At 69.1% G+C, this 18136-nt stretch carries 12 protein-coding genes, 2 pseudogenes and 1 riboswitch; of the genes and pseudogenes, 8 read left to right on the forward strand and 6 right to left on the reverse strand.

The annotated features are described in order from the left end of the window. Positions 1 to 531 precede the first annotated feature (531 nt). The 4 genes from ACIP6N_RS00400 to ACIP6N_RS00415 all read left to right on the forward strand — a co-directional run bounded on the left by ACIP6N_RS00400 (position 532) and on the right by ACIP6N_RS00415 (position 5605). Positions 532 to 1881, forward strand: a complete 1350-nt coding sequence (locus ACIP6N_RS00400) for an ABC transporter substrate-binding protein (RefSeq protein WP_401811655.1) — start codon at positions 532 to 534, stop codon at positions 1879 to 1881. Between the two features lie 7 nt (positions 1882 to 1888). Continuing rightward, on the forward strand, positions 1889 to 2848 hold the full coding sequence (locus ACIP6N_RS00405) for a carbohydrate ABC transporter permease (protein WP_401811656.1): 960 nt from the start codon (positions 1889 to 1891) through the stop codon (positions 2846 to 2848). Positions 2849 to 2863: 15 nt separating this feature from the next. Next, a complete protein-coding gene (locus ACIP6N_RS00410) occupies positions 2864 to 3814 on the forward strand; it encodes a carbohydrate ABC transporter permease (protein ID WP_401811657.1) in 951 nt (316 codons plus the stop codon). A gap of 183 nt (positions 3815 to 3997) precedes the next feature. Then, positions 3998 to 5605 (forward strand): glycoside hydrolase family 13 protein, encoded by a 1608-nt coding sequence (locus ACIP6N_RS00415; RefSeq protein ID WP_401811658.1) that lies wholly within the window; start codon positions 3998 to 4000, stop codon positions 5603 to 5605. A gap of 34 nt (positions 5606 to 5639) precedes the next feature. On the opposite strand, the pseudogene ACIP6N_RS00420 reads toward ACIP6N_RS00415, so the two are convergent. Continuing rightward, positions 5640 to 6437, reverse strand: a pseudogene (locus tag ACIP6N_RS00420) (citrate/2-methylcitrate synthase); the annotation flags it as partial. 1 nt (position 6438) lies between these two features. Here ACIP6N_RS00420 and ACIP6N_RS00425 point away from each other — a divergent pair. After that, a pseudogene (locus ACIP6N_RS00425) lies at positions 6439 to 6783 on the forward strand (citrate/2-methylcitrate synthase); the annotation flags it as partial. A 20-nt stretch (positions 6784 to 6803) separates the two neighbouring features. On the opposite strand, the gene ACIP6N_RS00430 reads toward ACIP6N_RS00425, so the two are convergent. The 5 genes from ACIP6N_RS00430 to ACIP6N_RS00450 all read right to left on the reverse strand — a co-directional run bounded on the left by ACIP6N_RS00430 (position 6804) and on the right by ACIP6N_RS00450 (position 13972). After that, entirely contained in the window at positions 6804 to 8174 is a 1371-nt protein-coding gene (locus tag ACIP6N_RS00430; protein ID WP_401811660.1) for an NDP-hexose 2,3-dehydratase family protein, read from the reverse strand. After that, positions 8171 to 9355, reverse strand: coding sequence for a nucleotide disphospho-sugar-binding domain-containing protein (locus ACIP6N_RS00435; RefSeq protein WP_401811662.1), 1185 nt, complete (start codon positions 9353 to 9355; stop codon positions 8171 to 8173). Before ACIP6N_RS00435 ends, ACIP6N_RS00430 begins: the two co-directional genes overlap by 4 nt. Positions 9356 to 9437: 82 nt before the next feature. Continuing rightward, on the reverse strand, positions 9438 to 10058 hold the full coding sequence (locus tag ACIP6N_RS00440; RefSeq protein ID WP_401811663.1) for a dTDP-4-dehydrorhamnose 3,5-epimerase family protein: 621 nt from the start codon (positions 10056 to 10058) through the stop codon (positions 9438 to 9440). A gap of 10 nt (positions 10059 to 10068) precedes the next feature. Beyond that, a complete protein-coding gene (locus tag ACIP6N_RS00445) occupies positions 10069 to 11070 on the reverse strand; it encodes a Gfo/Idh/MocA family protein (protein WP_401811664.1) in 1002 nt (333 codons plus the stop codon). Positions 11071 to 11521: 451 nt separating this feature from the next. Next, positions 11522 to 13972: a DNA topoisomerase (ATP-hydrolyzing) subunit A gene (locus ACIP6N_RS00450; RefSeq protein WP_401811665.1), complete on the reverse strand. Its 2451-nt coding sequence runs from the start codon at positions 13970 to 13972 to the stop codon at positions 11522 to 11524. A 190-nt stretch (positions 13973 to 14162) separates the two neighbouring features. Between ACIP6N_RS00450 and ACIP6N_RS00455 the strand changes: the two genes are divergently transcribed. The 3 genes from ACIP6N_RS00455 (at position 14163) to ACIP6N_RS00465 (ending at position 18079) form a co-directional block, all read left to right on the forward strand. After that, positions 14163 to 15533: a M16 family metallopeptidase gene (locus ACIP6N_RS00455; protein ID WP_401812578.1), complete on the forward strand. Its 1371-nt coding sequence runs from the start codon at positions 14163 to 14165 to the stop codon at positions 15531 to 15533. 17 nt (positions 15534 to 15550) lie between these two features. Further along, a complete protein-coding gene (locus ACIP6N_RS00460; protein ID WP_401812580.1) occupies positions 15551 to 16933 on the forward strand; it encodes a M16 family metallopeptidase in 1383 nt (460 codons plus the stop codon). A 169-nt stretch (positions 16934 to 17102) separates the two neighbouring features. Further along, positions 17103 to 17274: riboswitch (cyclic di-AMP (ydaO/yuaA leader) on the forward strand. A gap of 10 nt (positions 17275 to 17284) precedes the next feature. After that, positions 17285 to 18079 (forward strand): M23 family metallopeptidase, encoded by a 795-nt coding sequence (locus ACIP6N_RS00465; protein WP_401811667.1) that lies wholly within the window; start codon positions 17285 to 17287, stop codon positions 18077 to 18079. Positions 18080 to 18136 lie beyond the last annotated feature (57 nt).

Here is an 18136-nt window from a genome sequence, read left to right on the forward strand (position 1 = left end):
CCTGGTTTTCGCCCCGGGCACCCGCCGTCGCCGCCGTTGAGCGCCCGCCGGCCGCCGCGCGTACGTGGCCCGGCCGGCTCCGGTGGGCAAGTGGCTTGCATGACGCGCGTAATTATTGCGGCCCCATACGTGCGTGATCCGCGCGCGACATATTCCGGCCGAGCCGCCGCGACGCATCCGGCGGCACCCCCGACCACGGTCCGCGGTGTCGCGCGAGAGACGGAATCCCATCCTCCGCGCGCGTGGCGCGACAGACCAACACCCCCTGAAGGCCTGCTTGTCGGGCGCGGGGCGAGATGAGCGGTGAGGGCGTGGTGAGGGCGTGCTGAGATAAGTGGCGAGCATCCCCCGACAACTGAAAGCATAGGCCCACGGAGGGTGATCCAGCCCCAGTGGATGCACGCGTCTGTCAAGTATTTGCGAAATCGGAGCGACATATTGCGGACATCCGTAGTTAGTGGTTGAGTGAGCGCCGCCACACAGCGAGCAGCTGTTGGATTCCCACGCTCCTGCCCTAAGAGGGGTCCACCGATGACCAGTCCCGGGTTCCGCCGTACGTGTACCGCCGCCATAGCCTCCGCGCTGGCCCTGACCGGGCTGGCCGCATGCGACTCGGGCAGTGATGGTTCCGCGAACGGCAAGACGCAGATCACTGTGAACTGCGAGCCGCCCAAGAGCGCGAAGATCGACCGCAAGAGCTTCGAGGACGACATCACGGCCTTCGAGAAGGCGAATCCGAAGATCGACATCGTCGCCCGTGACGGTTTCCCCTGCCAGGACCCCAAGACCTTCGACGCGAAGCTCGCCGGCGGTCAGATGGAGAACGTGTTCTACACGTACTTCACCGACGCCAAGCACGTGGTCGACATCAACCAGGCCGCGGACATCACGTCGTACGTGAAGGACATGAAGGGCTACAGCGACATCCAGCAGTCGCTGCGCGACGTCTACTCCGTGGACGGCAAGGTCTACGGCGTTCCGCGCACCAACTACTCGATGGGGCTTCTCTACAACAAGAAGCTCTTCGCGCAGGCCGGTCTCGACCCCGACAAGCCCCCGGCCACCTGGGAAGAGGTCCGCGCCGCCGCCAAGAAGATCGCGGCGCTCGGCAAGGGCTACGTGGGTTACGCCGACTACAGCGCGCAGAACCAGGGCGGCTGGCACTTCACCGCCGAGATGTACTCGCAGGGCGGTGACGTCGTCACCCCCGACGGCAAGAAGGGGAGCGTCGACACTCCCGAGGGCAAGGCCGTCCTGCAGAACCTGAAGGACATGCGCTGGACCGACGACTCGATGGGCACCAAGCAGCTGCTCATCCTCAACGACGTCCAGCAGATGATGGGTTCGGGCAAGCTCGGCATGTACATCTCCGCCCCGGACAACATCCCGATCCTGGTCAAGGAGAAGGGCGGCAAGTACGAGGACCTCGCGCTCGCGCCGATGCCGGGCGGCAAGGGCACGCTCGCCGGCGGCGACGGCTACATGTTCAACAAGAAGGACACCCCGGCCCAGATCAAGGCCGGCCTGAAGTTCCTGGAGTACGAGACCAACACCCCGGGCCACGGTCTCAACGACTGGAAGCGCGCCTCGGAGAACAAGGCCCCGGTCGGACTGCCCGAGCCGCGCCTGTGGACCGGCGCCACCGACGCCAAGGACCTGGCGCTGAAGAAGCAGTACGCCAACGTCCCGGTCGAGAACTACCAGCCCTTCCTCAGCGGCAGCCAGCAGCTCACCCTCAAGCTGGAGCCGGCGAACGCCCAGCAGATCTACTCGGTCCTCGACGCGGCCGTCTCCGCCGTCCTCACCAAGAAGGATGCCGACATCGACGGCCTTCTGAAGGACGCGCAGGCCAAGATCGACGGAATCCTGGCGCGAGGCTGACACAGCGATGACGACTGCCCGGGCTCCTCAGCGGCCCGCCGTGCCTTCCCCCACCGCGGGGAAGCGCCCGGCGGGCCGCGGAGGCGGCTCCCACAGCCCCTTCCGCCGCAGGCTCTCCCACCAGGTCCGTGCCTACGGCTTCCTGATCGGCGGCCTGCTCTGCTTCGCGCTGTTCTCCTGGTATCCGGCGATCCGCGCGGTGATCATCGCCTTCCAGAAGTACACCCCAGGCTCGGCTCCGGAATGGGTGGGGACCGACAACTTCACCGCGGTCTTCCAGGACCCGGAGTTCGGTACGGCCTGGCGCAACACTCTCGTCTTCACCGGCATCGCCCTGGTCATCGGTTTCGCGGTGCCGTTCCTGATGGCCCTCGTCCTCAACGAACTGCGCCACGCCAAGTCGTTCTTCCGCGTGGTCGTCTACCTCCCGGTGATGATCCCGCCGGTGGTCAGCGCCCTGCTGTGGAAGTGGTTCTACGATCCGGGCGCGGGCCTCGCCAACGAAGTGCTGAGCAGCCTGCACCTGCCCACCTCGAACTGGTCGAACGGCGCCGACACCGCGCTGATCTCCCTGGTCATCGTCGCCACCTGGGCGAACATGGGCGGCACCGCCCTGATCTACCTCGCGGCGCTCCAGGGCATCCCCGGCGAGCTGTACGAGGCCGCGGAGCTGGACGGCGCGAACATCCTCCAGCGCGTGCGGCACGTGACGATCCCGCAGACGCGCTTCATCATGCTGATGCTGATGCTCCTTCAGATCATCGCCACGATGCAGGTGTTCACCGAGCCGTTCGTGATCACCGGAGGCGGACCGGAGAGTTCCACGGTCACGATCCTCTACCTGATCTACAAGTACGCCTTCCTCTACAACAACTTCGGCGGGGCCTGCGCCCTGAGCGTGATGCTGCTGGTCGTGCTCAGTCTCTTCTCCGCTCTCTATCTGCGGTTCACCCGCACCGACGACTGAGAGGAGCGCAGCGCCATGACCCAGATCGCGCCGCCTCCCCGGCAGGCACCCCCGGCGTCCGCCGAGGCAACCGGACGACGCCCCGACTCCGCCGCCGTACGCACCCTCGTCTCTCCGCTCACGCTCGCGAGCAGCCGGGGGAAGGCCCTCTACTGGATCGTCTTCACCCTGGTCGTGTTCGCGTTCGCCGTGGCCTTCCTGTTCCCCGTGTACTGGATGGTCTCGGGGGCCATGAAGACGCCGGACGAGCTGGTGCAGACCCCGCCGACGCTGATTCCCAAGAGCTGGCACATCGACGCGTACGCCGACGCGTGGGACCTGATGGACCTGCCCACGCACCTGTGGAACACGGTGGTGCAGGCCGCGGGAGCCTGGATCCTCCAGCTCGTCTTCTGTACAGCGGCGGCCTACGCCCTGTCGAAGCTCAGGCCGGCGTTCGGGAAGGTGATCCTGGGCGGCATCCTCGCCACCCTGATGGTCCCGGCCCAGGCACTCGTCGTGCCCAAGTACCTCACCATCGCCGACCTGCCGCTGATCCACACCAGCCTGCTCAACGACCCGCTGGGCATCTGGCTGCCGGCCGTGGCCAACGCCTTCAACCTCTATCTGCTCAAGCGGTTCTTCGACCAGATACCGCGCGACGTCCTGGAAGCAGCCGAGATCGACGGCGCCGGACAGCTGCGGACGCTCTGGTCGATCCTGCTGCCCATGTCCAGGCCGGTGCTGGGCGTCGTGTCGATCTTCGCGCTGGTCGCCGTCTGGCAGGACTTCCTCTGGCCGCTGATGGTCTTCTCCGACACCGACAAACAGCCCATCAGCGTCGCGCTCGTCCAGCTGTCGCAGAACATCCCCCTGTCGGTGCTGATCGCCGCCATGGTCATCGCCAGCATTCCGATGGTCCTGATGTTCCTGGTGTTCCAGCGCAACATCATCGCCGGTATCAGCGCCGGCGGGACCAAGGGCTGACGGGCAGGGCGGACAGCCCGAGCCGAGCCGGCCTCCCTGTCCCGCCGCACATCCTGCGCACCGCCGCCGGCCATCTCCGTCCCGCTGTGGGGCGGCGGTGCGCAGCCCATGGACCACCCCCGCCTCGTCACGGAAGCCACCCCCACCGTGAGGGCCACCGCACAAGGCCGAAAGGAACGCCGCATGGAAGGCAGCCCTCTGGAGTCCGCCGACCGGGACTGGTGGCGCAACGCCGCCATCTACCAGGTCTACGTACGCAGCTTCGCCGACGGTGACGGAGACGGCACCGGCGATCTCGCGGGTGTACGGTCCCGGCTGCCGTACCTCGTGGAACTGGGCGTCGACGCCCTCTGGTTCACCCCGTGGTACCTCTCGCCCCTCGCCGACGGCGGTTACGACGTGGCGGACTACCGCACCATCGACCCGGCGTTCGGCTCGCTGGCCGAGGCCGAGAAGCTCATCGCCGAGGCGCGTGAGCTGGGCATCCGCAGCATCGTCGACATCGTGCCCAACCACGTCTCGGACCAGCACGTCTGGTTCAGGGCGGCGCTCGCGGCCGGTCCGGGCAGTCCGGAGCGTGCTCTCTTCCACTTCAGGACGGGACGCGGCGCACACGGCGAGATCCCGCCGAACGACTGGGTCGGCGAGTTCGGCGGCGTCCCCTGGACCCGGCTCGACGACGGCGAGTGGTACCTCCACCTCTTCGCGCCCGAGCAGCCCGACCTCAACTGGGAGCACCCGGCGGTCCGTCAGGAGCACGAGGACGTCCTGCGCTTCTGGTTCGAACGCGGGGTCGCCGGCGTACGGATCGACTCCGCCGCGCTGCTCGCCAAGGACCCGGCCCTGCCGGACTTCACCGCGGGACAGGATCCGCACCCATACATCGACCTGGACGACCTGCACGACATCTACCGCTCCTGGCGCTCCATCGCCGACGAGTACGACGCCGTCTTCGTCGGCGAGGTGTGGCTGCCCGACACCGAGCGCTTCGTCCGCTACCTGCGCCCCGACGAACTGCACACCGCCTTCAACTTCAACTTCCTGACCTGCCCCTGGGACGCGGACCTGCTGCGCACCGCGATCGACCGGACGCTCGCCGAGCACGCGCCGGTCGGCGCTCCCGCCACCTGGGTGCTCTGCAACCACGACGTGACCCGGACGGTCACCCGGTACGGACGGGCCGAATCCGGCTTCGACTTCGCGGCCAAAGCCTTCGGCACCCCCACCGACCTGGCACTCGGCACCCGCCGCGCGCGGGCCGGCGCGCTGCTCTCGCTCGCCCTGCCCGGCGCCCTCTACGTCTACCAGGGCGAGGAACTGGGCCTCCCCGAAGTGGAGATCGCCCGCGACCGCATCCAGGACCCGATGCACCTGCGCTCCGGCGGTGTCGACCCGGGCAGGGACGGCTGCCGTGTGCCGATGCCCTGGACCTCGGACGCGCCGTACGCGGGTTTCGGCTCCGACGTGGAGCCCTGGCTCCCGCAGCCGGCCTCCTGGTCCTCGTACGCCGCCGATCTCCAGTCGGGCGACCCGGACTCCATGCTCACCCTCTACCGCGAGGGGCTGCGGCTGCGCCGTACGGAGTCCGGCTTCGGCGACGGGCGGCTGAGCTGGCTCGACGCGGCTCCCGGCGTGCTGGCCTTCAGCCGCACCGGCGGTCTGGTCTGCGTCGTCAATTTCGCCGGAGAACCCGCGCCGCTTCCCGGCCACTCCCGCGTCCTGCTCACCAGCGGTCCGCTGGACGACGCCGGCCGGCTCCCGCAGGACACGGCGGCCTGGCTGCGGATCTGACGGTTCGCCCTGTCCGGACCGGGGCCTCGTACGCTCAGGGCAGTTCCCTGGGCGGCCGGGGCCCGTCGTACTGGCCGCTCGGGCGCATCCGCAGCGGGCTTTCGCCGTACTCCTCCAGCGCGTGTGCGATCCAGCCGGCCGTTCGGGCCACCGCGAAGACCGTCTCGCCCGCCTCCGCGGCCATCTCCATGGACACGGAGAGTACGGCGAGGGCCAGATCGACATTGGCGTGCAGCGGCACATGGCGGGCCGTGGTCGCCTCCACCTCACGCGCCGCCGCCAGCGCGGCCCCGGCGCCGGGAAGCTCGCGGAGTACGGCGAACAGCGCCTCGGCGCGCGGATCGGTGCCCTGATAGAGCCGGTGGCCGAGCCCGGGGACCCGCCGTCCCGCCCGCAGATGATCGGCGACCACGGCCGCCGCGCTGCCGCGCTCCAGGACCTCGGTGAGCATCCGGTGGGCCAGGCCGCTCGCGGCGCCGTGCAGCGGACCGTCCAGCGCGCCCAGCCCGGCCGACACGACGGCGTACGGATGCGCCCGCGCGGACGCGGCCACCCGGACGGCGAGCGTCGAGGCCGCCAGATCGTGGTCGATCAGCAGTGACAGGGCCATGTCCAGGGCCCGCAGCCCCGGTTCCTCGGCGGGCCGCGCGGTCAGCCGGGCCCACAACCGCCGGGCCAGGCTGTCGGCGGCGTCCCCGGGTGGTCCCACCACCGGGAGCGCGTCGACCAGCGTGGGGATCAGGGCGCGGGCCGTGGAGAGCACCGCGTCCGGGGAGAGGTCGAAGCGCAGTGGGTCGGCGACGGCCGCCGCGATCGCGGCGGCCCGCAGCCGGTACCGCACCGAGGACCCGCGCTCGCGCATGCTGCGCACGATCGCCGAGGGGTTCGGTGGTCCCCTGGTGGAGTTCGCCGTTCAGGTCGAGGAACGTGTCGAGGCGATACTCGCCGAGCTCAAGCCCGGCCGTGAGCTGCACACCAACGTCGAGTTCTACGCCGGGGTCGTCATGGAGCTGTGCGGGCTGCCGCGTGAAATGTTCACGCCGACCTTCGCGGCCGCCCGGGTGATCGGCTGGAGCGCCAACATCCTGGAGCAGGCGGAGGATTCCAAGATCATTCGCCCGGCGGCCCGCTATGTGGGACCGGCCGCGCCGCGGCCGGTCCCCGGAGCGGTCGCCTGAACCGCCGCCGTAACGATGCGCTATACGTTCTGGAGGGCGAATCGATGGCAGGCCAGCAGCGTGCGGGCCTGCACGTTCACGTAGTTGCCGTGCTGTGTCAGGGCGGTGAGCTGGCCGGCGGTGACCCAGCGGTAACCCGGCGGCGGGTTCGTCGGCGCCTCCTCCTCGGTCGCCTCGACGAACATGTAGCGGCTCTCCGCGTTGAGGAACCGTCCGCCCTCCTCGCTGTGGATGGTCTCGTAGCGGATCCGGGACGCGTCGGCCTCCAGCACAAGGTCGAGGAAGAGCGGCCGCCGCTCCCTGGGCAGGTGGTCGTAGTTGGCGGGGACACAGTGGATGGTGGGGCCCAGCTCCATCGACTGGATGATGCCGCCCTCCGCCTTGGCATGGGCCAGCATGTGCGTCACACCGCCGATCCGCCGCGTCAGGAAGGCCGTGACACCACGGCCCACCGGCTCGAACAACGGCTGCGTCCAGCTGCCGACCTCACGGCTTTCCGCCTGCACGGAGACGGCCACGACCCGGAAGAACCTGTCCGCCTCGTGTTCGATGGACATGCTGTTCCTGGTCCAGTTGCGGACGTTCTTCAGCGGAATGCGGTCGACGCGCAGCTGCCGGGTGGCCCGCTGCGAGGTGATCCACGACACGACCTCGGAGTCGGAGTGGAGCGCCTGGGGCTCGTTCCCGCCGAAGGGCGCGCAGGACAGGACAGTCCTGGAGTCCATGTTGAGAAGGTTGTCACGGTGCATCAGTTCGCCGAGCTGGCCGAGGGTCAGCCAGCGGAAGTCGTCGTCCGCCGGGACATCCCCCTTGGCCTCGACGATCATGTTGCGGTTCCCCTTCTGGAAGAACCACGAACCATGCTCCGACTGGATGACATCGGCGAGCACGCTGCCACGCGCCGGATGTGTGAAGTAGTCGATGTACTTGACGCGCGAACCCCGGTGAGCGCCGGTGTAATTGCTGCGCGTCGCCTGCACGGTGGGTGAGAGCTGGAGCAGATTGGGGTTGCCCGGCTCCATCTTGGCCTGCATCAGGAAGTGCGGGACACCGTCGAACTCCTTGACGAGGATGCCGAGAATGCCGACCTCGGGCTGCCGGATGATCGGCTGTTCCCACTCCGTGATCTGTTCTTCCTCGGCCGTGACATGCAGTCCCTCGACCGTGAAGAAGCGCCCGCTCTCGTGTCGCAGATTCCCGGTGTCCTGCGCGAAGGACCAGCCGCGCAGTTCGTCGAACGGAATCCGGTCCACCCGGAACCGGTGGGCGGCGCGCCGCTCGGCGAGCCAGTCCTCGACATCCTCGGTGGACAGCATGGTGCCCCGCCGGTCCATGATCGACCGGACTATCCGGGGGGCGGTCAGCGTGTCGGTGCGCTCGGCGAGCTTCATGCGGACACCCCTTCGGCGACCCGGACGAGTTCCGTGACGGTCTCGGCGGGCGACGGCAGGTCGGCGACGGCCTGCCCCAGTTTCCTGGCCGACTGCGCGTAGGAGGGGTCCTCCAGCAGCGATTCCGCGGCCTTGCGCAGGTGCACCGGATCGTCCTGCTGGGGGGCGTTGTCGATCGTGATACCGGCTCCGGAGGCCGCGAGCTGGTCCCCGTACCCGAAGGAGTCGGCGATCTGGGGCAGGGCGATCTGCGGCAGGCCGAAGCTGGTGCTGGTCATACCGGTGCCGTTGCCTCCGTGATGCACGACCGCGTCGCAGCTGCTCAGCAGTAGATGCAGCGGGAGAGGCTCCACCAGCCGGACGGAGGAGGAGACCGGGCCCAGTTCCTCCCGGTATCGCTCCTCCACGGTCGCGACGATCTCCACGTCCTGTGCCTCGAAGGCCCGCAGGACGTTCCTCAGCAGGGGCACGCCGCTCATGCTCAGCGTGTGCGAGCCCAGCGAGACGGCGACCCGGCGCCTCGCCGTTTTCGCGCGCCGTTCGTCCCTGAGCCAGGCGGGCATCGTGCCACTGCCGTTGAACGGAACGTAGCGCATCCGTATGCCCGCGGGCAGGCCGGGGAGTTGCAGTTCGGCGGGGCAGGGGTCGATGACCACCGTGGGCTCCGGCAGTTCGGTCAGCCCGAGACTCTCGAACTGCTCCCGGAGCGCGGTCCGGGCGCCCACCTTGATCGGCTCGGACACCGGGTCGACTCCGTAGCGGTGATGCGCGACGGGGATGCCGAGCGCCTCTCCGACCATCAGGGCGTTGCACTCCATGACGTCCGCGAGAATCAGATCGGGCCGGTACTCCTTGGCCAGCTCCAGGTATCCGGGCAGGACGTTCTGGCTGTGCTTGAGCCACACGGGCGGGAAGACGCTGAACGTCTCGGTGGTCCAGCGGCCGACCCATTCCAGCGGCCGCTGTCCGGGACGCACCTCCACCAGTGCCTGGAGCGCGTCGTTGATACCGGCGGGATCGCCGACGCTCACGGCGTTCAGGCCGGCCCGCTCCACCGCGCCCAGTGCGTCCGGCTGCGCGGCGACCAGGATCTCGTGGCCGGCGGCGCGTATGGCCCAGGCGAGCGGCACCATGGGGAGGAAATGGGTGGCGGAGGGGCTGGTGATCATCAGGACGCGCACGGGTGCTCCAGGCTTCTATCGAAAAGACGGCCGGTCAGGCGTCGGCGTTCTGCTATTTCCTTGGAATCCTGTGTGCAGGTATTCACGATTGGCGTATTTTCTCGTAGTGCGCCAGGCAATCGGTGTACGTCGGAAGAAGTCCGGCAGCCACCGCTTCCGTGAGACTCGGCGCGGCCTTGTCCTTGTCGGACATCAGGGGCTCGGAAGTCAGGTCCCACGGAATGCCGATGACTGGATCGAGGGCGTTCACGTCGACCATCGTGCCGTGTACGTATTCGGTCGAGCAGATGTAGTTCATGCATACTTCGTCGCTCAGTGCGAGAAAGGCGTGACCGATACCCTCTGACATCAGGACGGAGACACCCGAGGCCTCGTCCTGCTGGGTGATCTCGTACTGCCCGAACGTCGGCGAGCCCACCCGCAGATCCACCGCCACGTCGAGGGCGCTGCCCCGGACGCAGGTGACCAGCTTCTCCTGGCCGGGTGGAAGAGCGGTCGTGTGAATTCCGCGCAGGGTGCCTTTCTTTGACACCGAGTAATTCGCCTGACCGACCCGGAAAGGGCGGCCGAGTATCTCGCTCAGTACATCGGCCCTGAATGCCTCGTAAAACTTGCCGCGCCGGTCAGGAATGTGTCCTGGTTCAATACGGAAAGCACCGGATATTCCCAATTCGGTGACTTTGCCTTGTTCCGCGAAACTCACGGGTTTCCCTTCACACATCGGTGCGGACCGCTGCTGCGGCCACTTCACCGATCAATCCGGCGACCCGGATGGAATTCGCCTCTGCGGCCGTGTTGTCGGACGCGGAATCCACGCCGACCGACCTGACAAACGATTCGACGACATTCGCGAACTGGTCGTCGGGAGGGAGCGTGATGTGCTCCTGGTGGTTCTGCCGGTCGACTTGGACCACCGGCTGCCAGGCCGGGGGCGGGGTGAAGGCCCGGTCGAGACGGAGCGAACCGCTGCTGCCGGACAGCGCGTAGTCGGACCGGTAGGAATGCTCCATGCCGAAGGTCAGCTGCGCGGGTATGCCGGTCGGAGAGACCAGCAGGATGCTGCCCGACCTGACGACCCCGTCCTTCTGCTCGCGGAGCGTCGCGCCGACCAGTTCGAGGTCGTGCCCGAGGAAGTGCAGCGCGGCGAGGACCGGATAGAACGCCATGTCGAGCAGGGCGCCGCCACCGAGGTCCGCCCGGTTGCGGATGTCCTCGGGGGGCTTGGGCGGAATGGTGAACGCACCGGCGAATCCGCGCAGTTCACCGATGGCGCCCTCGGCCACGAGGCGGGAGACGGCGCTGTGCTGGGAGTGGTGGAGGAACATGGCGTTCTCCCGCAGCACCAGCTTTCGCTCCCGCGCGATACGGAACAGGCGTTCCGTATCGGAGGGGAGGGCCGAGACGGGCTTCTCGGCGAAGACGTGCTTGCCGGCTTCGAGTGCTCGCTCGATCCACTCTGCCTGGAGCATCGCGGGCAGCGGTATGTAGACGGCGTCCACGTCGGGGTGGTCCAGGAGGTCTTCGTAGCCGCCCAGTGCCGCACCCCCGAAGCGGTCCGAGAAGCGCTGTGCCTTGTCCGGCGAGCGGCTGGCGGTCGCCACAAGCCTTGCGTCCGGACAGGCCTGGAGCGCCGGAAGCGTACGACGCCAGGCGATGTCGGCGCAGCCGAGCACTCCGAAACGAAGTGGAGCGGAGGTGGGTGAGGCTCGGGTCACGAGGAATTCCTTCCGTGCGAGGCCATGCAAACCGCCCGAGCGATGGTCCTGCTCGGACCGTTCGGGCCATGGGGCTGCCCGGTTCGCCAGCCTGTGCCAGTTCACAGGAACAGCACTGAGGAATTACCTAGTTTTCGCCCGATCCTGGGCCGCTGACCGGGGAGTATCTTCGGAACCGGGCGAGCAGTGACACCCAGTGCCAGGGTGATTGCGAACGGTTTCGGTCCCGCCGGGAGTGACAAGCGGTGCCATAACCACGGTGTGACAGCCCGGTTCGCCTGTCACCGTCACTGAAGCCGCCGCCGTGCGGGCGGTCGGGTGGAGTCGCGGGAACGCGTGCGGACGACGCGCGCGAGGCGCCGGGACGCACCGGCACCCGCCGTCGTGGCGAGCGCGCGTCCGCGCCCGGACCCGGAGGTCCGGACGCGGACGGGGAGACGGGGACGAGCCGTCAGTGGGCGGGGCCCGCGAGCGCGGAGACCGCCGTCGTCAGCGGCGTACCGGAACCGTCCCTGCGGGGGTCGGGCTCCGGGAGGGACACCGGTGCGCCGTTCTTGTCCGCGGCGCGGGCGGGACCCGCACCCGCCCAGGCGAGCACCAGCAGGTCCTCGCCCCTGAGGAAGCGGTGACAGCGCACCCCGCCCGTCGCCCTGCCCTTGCGGGGGTACTGGTCGAACGGTGTGAGCTTCACCGTCTGGATCGAATCGTCCAGGGTGTGCTGCGAACCGGTGACGGTGAAGACCGCAGCGTCCGCCGCCGGGTCCACGGCCGTGAAGGAGATCACCTCCGCGCCCTCGCCCAGCTTGATGCCGGCCATGCCTCCGGCCGGCCGGCCCTGGGGCCGCACCTGCGCGGCCTGGTAGCGCAGCAGTTGGGCGTCCGAGGTGATGAAGACCAGGTCCTCCTCGCCGGTCCGCAGCTCGGCGCCGCCGACGATCCGGTCACCCTCCTTGAGGGTGATGACCTCCAGCTCTTCCTTGTTGGCGGGGAAATCGGGCACGACACGCTTGACCACGCCCTGGAGCGTGCCCAGGGCGAGTCCGGGGGAGGACTCGTCGAGCGTGGTGAGACAGATGACCTGTTCGTCCGGCTCCAGCGTGAGGAATTCCGCGATCGGCGCTCCGCCCGAGAGATTCGGCGCGGCCGCGGTGTCGGGCAGCTGCGGCAGATCGATCACCGAGATCCTCAGCAGCCGTCCCGCGGACGTCACCGCGCCGACATCGCCGCGCGCCGTCGCCGGTACGGCCGAGATGATCACATCGTGCTTGACACGGCCGCCGTCGCTTCCCTCCAGCGGTTCACCGTTGACCGTACGGGCCAGCAGACCGGTCGAGGAGAACAGCACCCGGCACGGGTCGTCCGCGACCTCCAGCGGTACGGCGGCCACGGCTGACGCGCCGGACTCCAGCAGCACCGTACGCCGGGGGGTGCCGAACTTCTTCGCCACCGCGGCCAGTTCGGCCGAGACGAGCTTGCGCAGCTCGGCGTCGGAGTCCAGGATCCCGGTCAGCTCGTCGATCTCGCCGTTGAGCCGGTCGCGCTCGCTCTCCAGCTCGATGCGGTCGAAGCGGGTGAGCCTGCGCAGCGGCGTGTCCAGGATGTACTGCGTCTGGATGTCGCTCAGCGAGAAGTGCTCGATCAGCCGCTCCTTGGCCTGCGCCGAATTGTCGCTGGACCGGATCAGCCGGATGACCTCGTCGATGTCGATGAGCGCGACGAGCAGCCCCTCGACCAGGTGCAGCCGGTCACGCCGCTTGGTGCGCCGGAACTCGCTGCGCCTGCGGACCACGTCGAAGCGGTGGTCCAGATAGACCTCGAGCAGTTCCTTGAGCCCGAGCGTCAGCGGCTGGCCGTCGACCAGCGCGACATTGTTGATGCCGAAGGACTCCTCCATCGGTGTCAGCTTGTACAGCTGCTCGAGGACTGCCTCGGGCACGAAGCCGTTCTTGACCTCGATGACCAGACGCAGGCCGTGCGCGCGGTCCGTGAGGTCCTTCACATCGGCGATGCCCATGAGCTTCTTGGCGGAGACCAGATCCTTGATCTTCGCGATCACCTTCTCGGGGCCGACCGAGAACGGCAGTTCGGTCACGACCAGGCCCTTGCGGCGCGCGGTGACGTCCTCGATCGCGACCGTGGCCCTGATCTTGAAGGTGCCGCGGCCCTTCTCGTAGGCGTCCTTGATGCCGGTCAGACCGACGATCCGGCCGCCGGTCGGCAGGTCGGGACCCGGCACGAAACGCATCAGCGTCTCCAGGTCCGCGGCCGGGTGCCTGATCAGGTGGCGGGCTGCCGCCACGACCTCACCCAGGTTGTGCGGCGGCATGTTCGTCGCCATACCGACGGCGATCCCGGAGGCACCGTTCACCAGGAGGTTCGGATACGCGGCGGGGAGCGTGACCGGTTCTCGCTCCTGGCCGTCGTAATTGGGCTGGAAATCGACCGTGTCCTCGTCGATCGACTCCGTCATCAGTGACGTGGCGTCGGCCATCCGGCACTCGGTGTAACGCATCGCGGCCGGCGGGTCGTCGTTGCCGAGCGAGCCGAAGTTGCCGTGTCCGTCGACCAGGGGCAGCCGCATGGAGAACGGCTGCGCCATGCGCACGAGCGCGTCGTAGATCGACGCGTCTCCGTGCGGGTGCAATTTACCCATGACCTCGCCCACGACGCGGGCGCACTTGACGTACCCGCGGTCGGGGCGCAGGCCCATCTCATTCATCTGGTACACGATGCGGCGGTGTACCGGCTTCAAACCGTCGCGGGCGTCCGGCAGGGCCCGGGAGTAGATCACCGAATACGCGTACTCGAGGAAGGAGCCCTGCATTTCATCGACCACGTCGATGTCGAGGATCTTCTCCTCGAAGTCCTCCGGCGGCGGGGTCTTCGTGCTGCGGCGGGCCATCGCTGCTGCGGCTCCTTCACAGGTTCTGTACGGCAACTTCTGGAACTGACGCGGACCATTGTGGACCGCGCCACTGACAACGCCGACCTCGACCCGTCGTTGAGGGTGCCCGGCACGGGAACTTCGCCAGGTGTCAGCACGCTTGCATACAGTGGCAGGACTTCTCCATATCGCGATCGAAGGGACGTACATGCCCATGGGTCACACGGCCACAGCGCAGGCCGGTTCCGGCGGCCTGACAGCGACTGAGCACCGGCTGGCCAACGGCCTGCGCCTGGTGCTCTCCGAGGACCACCTGACTCCGGTCGCCGCGGTCTGCCTCTGGTACGACGTAGGCTCGCGCCACGAAGTCAAGGGCCGTACGGGCCTTGCCCACCTTTTCGAGCACCTGATGTTCCAGGGCTCGGCACAGGTGCACGGGAACGGGCACTTCGAGTTCGTCCAGGGAGCGGGCGGTTCCCTGAACGGCACCACCAGCTTCGAGCGGACCAACTACTTCGAGACGATGCCCGCCCATCAGCTGGAGCTGGCGCTCTGGCTGGAGGCGGACCGGATGGGTTCGCTGCTGGCCGCGCTCGACGAAGAGTCCATGGAGAACCAGCGGGACGTCGTCAAGAACGAGCGCCGTCAGCGGTACGACAATGTGCCATACGGTACGGCCTTTGAGAGGCTGACGGCGCTCTCGTACCCCGAGGGCCACCCGTACCACCACACGCCGATCGGCTCGATGGCCGACCTGGACGCCGCGACGCTGGAGGACGCCCGCGCGTTCTTCCGTACGAACTACGCGCCGAACAACGCGGTGCTGTCGGTCGTCGGCGACATCGACCCCGAGCAGACGCTCGCCTGGGTCGAGAAGTACTTCGGCTCGATCCCCTCGCACGACGGCAAGCAGCCGCCGCGCGACGGCACGCTCCCCGACACCCTCGGCGGGCAGCTGCGCGAAGAGATCCACGAAGAGGTCCCGGCGCGCGCGCTGATGGCCGCCTACCGTCTGCCGCACGACGGCACCCGCGAGTGCGACGCCGCCGACCTGGCGCTCACCGTCCTCGGCGGCGGCGAGTCCTCCCGGCTGCACAACCGCCTGGTGCGCAGGGACAGGACCGCCGTCGCCGCGGGCTTCGGACTGCTGCGGCTGGCCGGCGCCCCGTCGCTCGGCTGGCTGGACGTCAAGGCGTCCGGCGGCGTCGAGATCCCGCAGATCGAGTCCGCCGTCGACGACGAGCTGTCCCGGCTCGCCGCCGAGGGGCCGACCCCGGAGGAGATGGAGCGCGCGCAGGCCCAGCTGGAGCGCGAATGGCTGGACAGGCTCGGCACGGTCGCCGGCCGCGCGGACGAACTGTGCCGGTACGCCGTGCTGTTCGGGGACCCGCAGCTGGCGCTCACCGCCGTGACGCGTGTGCTGGACATCACGGCCGAGGAGGTGCGTGCCGTCGCCGCCGCGCGACTGCGCCCCGACAACAGGGCGGTGCTGGTGTACGAACCGCTGGCCCCCGAAGAGGCGTCCGCGGACGAGACCGCCGCCGAAGAGACCGACGAGCACGAGGGGGCGGACAAGTGACCGACGCTGCCGTGACCATGGACCTCCATCCGCAGCCGCAGGCCGGCGAAGCCACCCCCTGGGCCTTCCCCGCTCCCGAGCGCGGCGCGCTCGACAACGGCGTGACGGTGCTGCGCTGCCACCGCCCCGGGCAGCAGGTGGTCGCCGTCGAGATCTCCCTCGACGCCCCGCTCGACGCCGAGCCGGAAGGGCTCGACGGCGTCGCCACGATCATGGTGCGTGCCTTCTCCGAAGGCACCGACAAGCACAGCGCCGAGGAGTTCGCCGCCGAGCTGGAGCGCTGCGGCGCCACGCTCGACGCGGCCGCGGACCACCCGGGCGTACGGGTCTCCCTGGAGGTCCCGGTCTCCCGGCTCGCCAAGGGGCTCGGCCTGCTCGCCGACGCGCTGCGCGCGCCGGCGTTCCTGGACACCGAGGTCGAGCGGCTGGTGAACAACCGCCTCGACGAGATCCCGCACGAGGCGGCCAACCCGGGCCGCCGGGCCGCCAAGCAGCTCTCCAGGGAGCTGTTCCCGGCGTCCCTGCGCATGTCGCGCCCCCGCCAGGGCACCGCGGAGACGGTGGAACGCATCGACGCCAAGGCGGTGCGCGCCTTCTACGACGCGCACGTACGCCCCGCCACGGCCACGGCCGTCGTCGTCGGTGACCTCACGGACGTCGACCTGGACGCGCTGCTCGCCGAGACGCTGGGCGCCTGGACGGGCAACACCGCCCCCGCCAGGCCCGTGCCGCCCATCACCGCCGACGACACGGGCCGCGTGGTGATCGTGGACCGTCCCGGCGCCGTACAGACCCAGCTGCTGATCGGCCGCATCGGCGCCGACCGGCACGACCGCGTCTGGCCGGCCCAGGTGCTCGGCACGTACTGCCTCGGCGGCACCCTGACGTCCCGTCTCGACCGGGTGCTGCGCGAGGAGAAGGGCTACACCTACGGTGTCCGGGCCTTCGGCCAGGTGCTGCGCTCCTCCGACCCGGCCACTCCCGGCGGCGCGACGGGCGCCGCGATGCTCGCCATCAGCGGTTCCGTGGACACGGAGTCCACCGGCCCGGCGCTGGAGGACCTCTGGACCGTGCTGCGCACCCTCGCGGCCGAAGGCCTCACGGACGCCGAGCGCGATGTGGCCGTCCAGAACCTGGTGGGGGTCGCGCCGCTGAAGTACGAGACGGCGGCCTCGGTGGCGGACACCCTGGCCGATCAGGTCGAGCAGCACCTCCCGGACGACTTCCAGGCGCAGTTGTACGCGCGCCTGGCCGAGACCGGCACGGTCGAGGCGACCGCGGCGGCGGTCAACGCCTTCCCGGTGGACCGTCTTGTCACGGTGCTCGTCGGGGACGCCGCCCGGATCAAGGATCCCGTCACGGCGCTCGGAATTGGCGAAGTGACGGTTGTCACGGGCTGAATTCCGCCGTAAGTGGAACCCCGGTGACGACCAGTCGCCGGGGTTCTCCCGTATGTCCTTCTTGTCTGTGGTGTGCGCTACAAACGGGCCTGTCTGTTTGGTGATTGAAAGACAGTCCGCTTAGCGTCGATCCGGCTGTTCGCCAGTAACGCGCCGCGACCGCGGCATCGGACAGCCATCGCCGAGTCCCCGTCAGGCGCGAGCCTGGGGAGCCGGGGACCCACACTCAGTCCCCGGGGTGAATCGGGTGCCTTCGCACGTATCCCGTGCGGAGGGGCCCGTAGGAGACCTTCCTGCTCCGAACCCGTCAGCTAACCCGGTAGGCGAGAGGGAAGGAAAGGACCAGCAGTCTTGGCATTCAGCCGTCCCGCCGGGAAGCACCGTGCCCCGCGCCGTGCTTCGAGTCCCGACGCGCGCCGTACGGCGCGCAGGAGCGCGAGAGCCGCAGGCGTCGTGACCGTCGCCGTCGGCAGTGTCGTCACCGGGCTCTCGTCCCAGGCGCTGGCCGCGGATTCCGACGCGCCGGCCGCGCGGCGGACCGGACTGACGCAGGTTCTCGACGTCAGTGACTCCCTCGCCGACGAGATCGGGGCCCAGGCCGCCGCCCAGCGCCAGGCCGCCGACGAGGCGGCCCGCGCGACGGCTCGGGCCGAGGCCGAGCGCAAGGCCGAGGCCCGCGCCAAGGAGGCCCGCGCGGCCGAGGAGCGCGCGGCCCGTGCGGCCGAGCGCGAGCGCCTCAACGCCTTCCGGCTGCCGGTGGCCGGTTCGTACGTCAGCACGGCCTACCGCAGCGGCGGCGCGCTCTGGTCCTCCGGCAGTCACACCGGCATCGACTTCCACGCGGCCTCCGGTACCCCGGTCGTGGCCGTCGGCGCGGGCACCGTGGTCGAGGCCGGCTGGGCCGGCGCCTACGGCGACAACGTCGTGCTGAGGATGGACGACGGCACCTACACGCAGTACGGCCACCTCTCGTCGACCGCCGTCTCCGTCGGCCAGAGCGTCAGCGCGGGGCAGCGGATCGGCCTCTCGGGCGCGACCGGCAACACCACGGGACCGCACCTGCACTTCGAGGCCCGTACGAGCGCGGAGTACGGCTCCGACATCGACCCCGTCGCATATCTGCGCAGCCACGGCCTGAACGTCTGACCGATTCGTCCGGCCTCCGCAGAACCTCCGTCGCACTGGCCAAAAGATATCCATGGA

This window comes from Streptomyces sp. NPDC088725, from assembly GCF_044751305.1.
In the GTDB taxonomy this organism is placed as follows: Bacteria; Actinomycetota; Actinomycetes; order Streptomycetales; family Streptomycetaceae; genus Streptomyces.